Raw genomic sequence first — 6,701 nt, 5'->3', positions numbered from 1 at the left:
CCAAGCCGTAGTCGACAGATCCAGCTCAGGACATCGACGTCAGCGTTCAGGCGAGTCAAACCACGACTCAGAACAGCACCCCATCATCCTCACAGCGCTCAGGGGTGTGTCACCCGGCTCGAGGCACCCCTGAGCGCCAGCCAGAAGGCGGCGGCGCGGCTGCTGCCCGGGCCCGCGCCCGGCTGGCGTGGGTGGGTCAGCTCGGGCGGTGGGGCGGCCGGGTTTGTGGGTCAGCTCGGGCGGTGGGGGCGGGCCGGGTTTGTGGGTCAGCTCGGGGCGGTGGGGGCGGGCCGGGTCTGCGGGTCAGCCCGGGCAGTTGGCGGGGCCGGGTCTGCGGGTCAGGTGCAGGTCGCCGTCCGGGACGCTGGTCAGGGACGTCGGGGGCTCGGCGTCGACCGGGGACAGGTACAGGTGCGCGGTGAAGCCCTTGCCGCCGTCGTCGGGACCGCCGACGGTCGTGGTCAGCTCCTGGACGCCGGGGTCGCCGGGGCTCGGGACGAAACCGGTGGCGTAGGTCGGATCCGCGGCGTCGTCGGCCCGCAGGGACTGGACCAGGCGGGAACCGGGCGGAACCGTGGCCCGGACACGGAAGACCGTGCCGCAGCGGTCGACCGTCGCGCCGTCGCCGGGACTGAGGTACGCCGACGGGGAGAGCTGGACCAGCGCCATGATCGCGGTGAACGTGATGATGGCGATCGCGGCCATGGTGGCCAGGAACGAGTACCGGTTGCGGATCGGGTCCAGCAGGGCGATCCAGTGCCGTGCCGGGTGACCGGTCTCCGCGGGCGAGGGGTGGGACGCCACCGACGGATCGTTTCACACCCCGGCATCTAATCACGACGATTGATGGCCTTTTCGGGGCAAGGGTGGGATCTTCACGGCGTACGGGAAGGTCGGGGTCAAGAAGGGGATCTGAATCCTGACCCCGACGCCGGTGCTGCTACTTGGTGGGGTCGCCGTCGCTGTCCGAGCCGACCGTGGTGCCCTCCGTGCCGGTGGTCATGCTCGACTTCAGCGACGAGGTGTCCTGGCAGACGCCCTGGATCTTGAGGATCGCCGAGCTCACCTCCGCCACGAGCACGGCCTCGTCCGGGTTGCCGGCGCCCGCGACCGCCTTCTGCACCGCGCCGTCGAGCACGGTGGTCGCCCCGGTGATGATCGTGCTCCGCGATTTCCTGCCGAGCGCGACCAGGTCCTTCCCGGTGTCCACGTCGAGGTCCCGCCCGTCGGTGCCGAGGGTCGCCTGCGAGGCCAGGGTGCAGGCCGCGGCCGTCCCCTCATCGAGCCCGGCAAAGCTCGCCGACACATCCGCGGTGGCGGAGGAACCGGCGTTTTCGTCAGAGTTGGCGCAGCCGGACATCGCCATCAGGGTACAGATGGCGGCGGCCGCGATGGTGGATCCACGCATGCCCCGGACGTTACCGGGCGTGGTCATCGTCGCCCGCCTCTCCCTTCCGCGAATGTGACGTGCGGTACGCCTTCGCAGCGCTCGGGAGCGGCGATATTTCTGTCGCACCCATCCATTGGCTTGGGTTCATGACCTTCTCGCTGGGGCGGCAGGAGCTTACGTACGGTGACGTCCCGCGCCTTCTCGGAGCCGGAGAAGCGCGGGGTTCCGGGTTGCTCGGCCGGGGTGGCCGGGCCCGTTGACGGCCCGGCCACCCGTAAACCCGCTACAGGCTGACCGTGGTGCCGCCGATCGTGACCACCAGCTTGCCGGTGGAGGCGAAGGACCAGGCCAAGGAGCCGCTGTAGGACGCGCAGCGGGAGCCGTTGGTGCCGGACCAGAACTGGTTGGTGGAGTCGGCGTCGCCGATGATGCGGTCGTCGTCGCCGTCGGTGCTGAAACGGCAGGACGTGTTGGTGCGGAAGACCGACGTACCGTCGTCGAAGTTGAAGTTGCGTTCGGTGTTGTCGATGCTCAGGTTGTTGGAGATGGTGAGCGAGCCCGGGTTCGAGTTGTAGGTGAAACCGTGCTTGCCGTTCTGGAAGGCGATGCTGCGGCGCACGATGTGGTTGACCGCGATGTCCTCGCCGCCGAGCTTGTAGCCGTTGCGGTCGCCGCTGCCGGCCTGGCTGCCGTCGGAGAGGGTGCCGTTGCCGAAGGCGAGCGAGTCCTCGATGGTGACCGGGCCGATCGCGCCGGTGTCGGTCTTCGTGTAGAGGTCCCAGCCGTCGTCGATGTTGTTGTGCGAGACGTCGTAGCGGAACACGTTGCCGGTGCCGACCGTGAGCTTGGCGGCGAAACCGTCCGCGTCCTCGCCGTCCGAGTCGGCGTTGTCGTGCGACTCGGAGCTGAGGATCAGGTTGTTCGCCGGCCAGTCAGCGGCGGCCGTGGTCGAGGCGGTTCGCGAGAGCTGCAGGCCGGTGTCGTGGTTGAACCGGGTCACCACCCGCTCGATGGTGTTGTTGCTGCCGCCGACGAAGATGCCGTTGTCGCCGGCGTACTCGACGATCAGGCCGTAGAGGTGCCAGTAGTCGCCGTTGAGGGCGAGGCCCCGGTTGGCGTCGGCCTCGGCCATCGCCGAGTAGTTCAGGATCGGCGTCTCACCGGGGTATGCGGAGAGTGTCTTCAGCGCCGACGAGGTGCCGTCGTTCCCGGTCGCGATGCTCACCGTCGACGAGTAGGCGTAGGTGCCGCCCCGCATGTAGATGGTCCCGCCCGCCGCGACCCGGGTGATCGCCGAGGTGAGCGTGGTCGGCGCGGAGACGGTCCCGGCCGCGCTGTCGGTCCCGCTCGGCGACACGTAGATCGCGCCGGAGGTGGGGGAGGTGCTGGTGGAGGGGGACGCCGAGGCCGATGCGGAGGCCGATGCGGAGGCGGACGCCGACGCGGACGTGGTGGGGGACGACGTCGAGGTCGAACCGCCGTCGTCCACCACCACGTCGTCGAACCGGCCCGAGGCGTACTCGGTCAGCAGGCCGATGCGACCGGCGGTGATGGTGGAATCGGTCGCCGAGCCGATGCTGGTGCCGTCCACGCTGCCGCTGATCGTGGTCCCGTTGACGGTGAGCTTCAGCGTGTAGAACGTGCTTGCCGAGATGGTCTTGCTCGCGCTCGCCAGGACGGTGACCGCGCTGCCGTTCATCACCTCGAGCTGAACCTTGCTGCTGCCGGTCAGCGAGAGCCGGTACATCTTGGTGGCGCTGCTGGCGCGGGCGGTCAGCGCGACCACACCGGAGGTGGAGCCGAACGCGGTGGCCTTGACCTTCGCCTGTACGGAGTAGTTGGTCCAACTCGTCGTTCCGGCGAATTCCCGGGCGCGTTCACTGGTGGTGTCGGACTGCTGGAAGGTCTGCGATCCATCGGTCACGACCGACCACGTGCCGCCCGATTTCGACCAGTCACTGGTGCTTCCGGATTCGAAGTCGGCGCTGAAGACGGTTGCCGCCTCGGCGGTGGCCACCGAGACGAACAGGCCCGCGGTCACGAGCGTGACCAGGGCACACACGCCGTACACACGGCGCATTGACGGTGCCATGCGAAATTGCTCCTTCAAAAGAAGGGAGGCCGCCGGGCAAGATTGGGGATGTCATCCGGCGGTTTCCGTGGGGGACGGATATTCCGAGTTGGAATCTGCCACCGGCGCCGGAGCGGAGTCAACAAACTCCATTTGCAGGTTTGTTGCAGAAATGCTCCGGAGGATCTCCAGCGCCCGCTGTGCGGGTGCCGCCGACGCGACGGAGGTCTGCACGAGCGCGAAGATGGAGCGCAGCGGGGTCGGCGAGGTGACCGGTACGGCCGTCACGCCCTCGGGCAGCCGGACCGCGGCGAGCGCGGGCAGCACGGTGATCCCGATCCCCGCGTCGACGAAGGCCAGCGCGGTCGGGTAGTCGTGCGCCTCCACCCGGAACCGGGGATCGAAACCGGCCGCCTGGCACGCCTCGAGGAGGTTCCGCCGGCACCAGCCCCGGGCGAAGTCGTTGTCCACCCAGTCCTCGGCGGAGAGCTCGGCGAGCCCGACCGACGCCGCCCCGGCCAATCGGTGCCCGTTCGGGACGACCACCAGGTACGGGTCGTCGACCAGGTGGTGCGCGCGGGCCTCGCGGGTGCCGGCGAAGTCGCGCCGCGCCACCACGATCTGGAGGTCCACCCGCTTCCCGGCGTCGCCGACCAGGTCGTCGTGCAGCTCCAGGGTGAGTCTGAGCTGCGGGAACTCGTCCAGCAGGGCGCGCGCCACGGCCGGCATCCAGGCCGCGCCGACCGAGGCGAAGTAGGCGATGGAGAGCGCCCCGGTCCGCCCGTCCCGCAGGTCGCCGACGAACGCCTCGACCTCGCCGAGCCGGGCCAGCACGCCGTCGACCTGCCGGGCCAGCGCCAGTCCGGCGGCGGTCGGCTCGATGCCCCGGCCGCTGCGGGCCAGCAGGGTCAGCCCGGTTTCGCGCTGCAGCGCCGCCATCTGCTGACTGATCGCGGACGGGGTGTAGCCGAGGTTCGCGGCGGCGGCGTTCACCGAGCCGCTCGCGACGACGGCCCGGAGCACGCGGAGGCGGTGAAGGTCCAGCATGCGGCCAACGATACAGCTGACCTTAATACTTCGGTAGTAATCGGTGCCTGCCCTGAACGATAGGATGATGACGGAGAGTGACGCAAAGGTCGATGCGTAAGGATGGTGGGCATGGGCCGATCACGAACCAAGCCCGCGCCCGTCGCGCCGGTCACCGAACGTGGCCGCCGCACGCGTGACGCTCTGCTGGTCGCCGGGCGGGAGATTCTGGAGACGCGCGGCTGGACCGGCTTCACTCCCGAGGCGGTGGCCGGCGCCGCGGGGGTCTCCTACGGGACGTTCTACACGTACTTCGAGTCCAAGGACGACCTGCTGCGCTCGATCGTGCGGATCGTCGCCGAGCAGATGTTCACGGAGAGTCTCGTCGCGCCGGACACCGCTGACGATCCGTATGTGCGCATCGTGGAGTCGAACCGGGGGTACCTGCGGGCGTGGCGGAACGCGTCGCGGGTGCTGCGGATGGTGGAGCAGGGCGCGGACACCGACGAGTCGCTCCGGCAGATGCTGCTTGAGGTGCGGGAACTCTACGTGCACCGGGGTGCGGAGGGTCTGCGGCGGCTGCAGGAGGCCGGACTGGCGAACCCGGAACTCGATCCGCGGCTGACCGCGATCACTCTCGGTGCGATGGTCGAGCAGATGGCGCACGTCATCTACTCGTTGCGCGAGCCGCTCGACGAGAACGAGGTGGTCGAGCACATGTCCCGCCTCTGGGCCGCCGCGATCGGGCTGAGATCGATCTCTTGACAATTTTGTCAAGTTCACTAGCGTGGCCCTCACCACAAGCCGGGGTGGGGAGGGCCGGGTGGGAACGATCCGTATCGGTAACTGCTCGGGCTTCTACGGGGATCGCTTCACGGCGATGCGCGAGATGCTCGAGGGCGGGCCCCTCGACTACCTGACCGGCGACTACCTCGCCGAGCTGACCATGCTCATTCTCGGGCGCGATCGGCGCCGTGACCCGGCGCTCGGTTACGCCCGGACCTTCCTGCGCCAGCTCCGCGACTGCCTGACGATCATCCGCGACCGGAACGTGCGGATCGTGACCAACGCCGGTGGGCTCAACCCGGCCGGGCTGGCCGCCGCGATCCGGGAGCTCGCCGCCGAGCAGGGTGTGGACATCCCGGTGGCGCATGTGGAGGGCGACGAACTGCTCGACCGTGGGTTCCCCGGTGCGCTGACCGCTAATGCCTACCTCGGCGGGTTCGGGATCGCCGCCGCGCTGCGCGAGGGTGCCGGCATCGTCGTCACCGGCCGGGTCACCGACGCGTCGCTTACGCTCGGCCCGGCGATCGCCGAGTTCGGCTGGACCCACGATGACCTGGACGAACTCGCCGCCGGAGTGGTCGCCGGTCACGTCCTGGAGTGCGGCACCCAGGCCACCGGCGGCAACTTCGCCGGCTTCACCACGCTCGACCTGTCCCGCCCGCTCGGCTTCCCGCTCGCCGAGATCAGCGCCGACGGGACGATAGTGATCACCAAGCATCCGGGTACCGGCGGCGCCGTCACGGTCGATACGGTCACGGCGCAGCTGGTCTACGAGATCGGCGCCCCGGCCTACCTCAACCCCGACGTGACCGCGCGCCTGGACTCCCTCTCGCTCGCCGAAATCGGTCATTCGCAGATCAAGATTTCCCACGTACGCGGCGTCGCGCCGCCCCCGAGCACCAAGGTGGCCCTCAACCGGCTGGCCGGGCACCGCAACAGCGTGACGTTCGTCCTGACCGGACTCGACATCCCGGCGAAGGCGGCGTGGATCCGTGATCAGCTGACCCGCTCGCTCGCCGGTCACGCCCCGTCGTCGCTGACCTGGTCCCTGTCCCGCACCGATCACCCCGACCCGGCCACCCAGCCCGAGGCGTCCGCCCTGCTGCACTGCCACGTCCGTGACCCGGATCCGGCGATGGTCGGACGCGCGTTCACGAGCGCCGCCGTCGAACTGGCCCTGGCCTCCATCCCGGGTCTCTACCTGACCACGCCCCCGGCCGACGCGGTTCCGTACGGCGTCTTCGAGGCGGCCTACGTCCCCCAGTCCACGGTCCCGCACACCGCGGTCCTCCCCGACGGCACCCGCCTCGACATCCCTTCCCCGGCCCACCCACCCGTGAGCGCCGGCCAGGAGGGCGAGGCCCCGGTCTCGGCTGGTGGTGAGGGGTGTCTCGGGGCGGGACAGGGACCAGGTCAGCGACGACGGGG

At 69.7% G+C, this 6,701-nt stretch carries 6 protein-coding genes; 2 read left to right on the top strand and 4 right to left on the bottom strand.

Features of this window, described 5'->3' with window-relative positions:
- Nucleotides 1-303 precede the first annotated feature (303 nt).
- From AB0M08_RS47000 to AB0M08_RS46985, 4 genes are all read right to left on the bottom strand, one after another.
- Nucleotides 304-804, bottom strand: a complete 501-nt coding sequence (locus tag AB0M08_RS47000) for a hypothetical protein (protein ID WP_364508743.1) — start codon at nt 802-804, stop codon at nt 304-306.
- 136 nt (nt 805-940) lie between these two features.
- Complete coding sequence (locus AB0M08_RS46995; RefSeq protein WP_364508741.1) at nt 941-1,408, bottom strand: hypothetical protein; 468 nt, start codon at nt 1,406-1,408, stop codon at nt 941-943.
- 265 nt (nt 1,409-1,673) lie between these two features.
- A complete protein-coding gene (locus AB0M08_RS46990) occupies nt 1,674-3,482 on the bottom strand; it encodes a cellulose-binding protein (RefSeq protein ID WP_364508739.1) in 1,809 nt (602 codons plus the stop codon).
- 51 nt (nt 3,483-3,533) lie between these two features.
- Nucleotides 3,534-4,508: a LysR family transcriptional regulator gene (locus AB0M08_RS46985; RefSeq protein ID WP_364508736.1), complete on the bottom strand. Its 975-nt coding sequence runs from the start codon at nt 4,506-4,508 to the stop codon at nt 3,534-3,536.
- Between the two features lie 111 nt (nt 4,509-4,619).
- On the opposite strand from AB0M08_RS46985, the gene AB0M08_RS46980 reads away from it, so the two are divergent.
- Together AB0M08_RS46980 and AB0M08_RS46975 are read left to right on the top strand one after the other, a co-directional pair.
- Nucleotides 4,620-5,252, top strand: coding sequence for a TetR/AcrR family transcriptional regulator (locus tag AB0M08_RS46980; RefSeq protein ID WP_364508734.1), 633 nt, complete (start codon nt 4,620-4,622; stop codon nt 5,250-5,252).
- A gap of 115 nt (nt 5,253-5,367) precedes the next feature.
- Nucleotides 5,368-6,701, top strand: a 1,334-nt coding sequence (locus tag AB0M08_RS46975) for an acyclic terpene utilization AtuA family protein (RefSeq protein ID WP_364508746.1), incomplete at its 3' end; no start/stop codon positions are given.

The organism is Actinoplanes sp. NPDC051851, assembly GCF_040681165.1.
GTDB lineage: Bacteria > Actinomycetota > Actinomycetes > Mycobacteriales > Micromonosporaceae > Actinoplanes.
The sequence above is the reverse complement of the archived record's forward strand: the minus strand, read 5'-3'. Positions and strand labels throughout refer to the sequence as shown.

Excerpts from the sequence above, each read along its gene's own strand:
- AB0M08_RS46980 (WP_364508734.1), top strand. The coding sequence starts at position 4,620 with ATGGGCCGATCACGAACCAAGCCCGCGCCCGTCGCGCCGGTCACCGAA.
- AB0M08_RS46985 (WP_364508736.1), bottom strand. The coding sequence starts at position 4,508 with ATGCTGGACCTTCACCGCCTCCGCGTGCTCCGGGCCGTCGTCGCGAGC.
- AB0M08_RS46990 (WP_364508739.1), bottom strand. The coding sequence starts at position 3,482 with ATGGCACCGTCAATGCGCCGTGTGTACGGCGTGTGTGCCCTGGTCACG.
- AB0M08_RS46995 (WP_364508741.1), bottom strand. The coding sequence starts at position 1,408 with ATGCGTGGATCCACCATCGCGGCCGCCGCCATCTGTACCCTGATGGCG.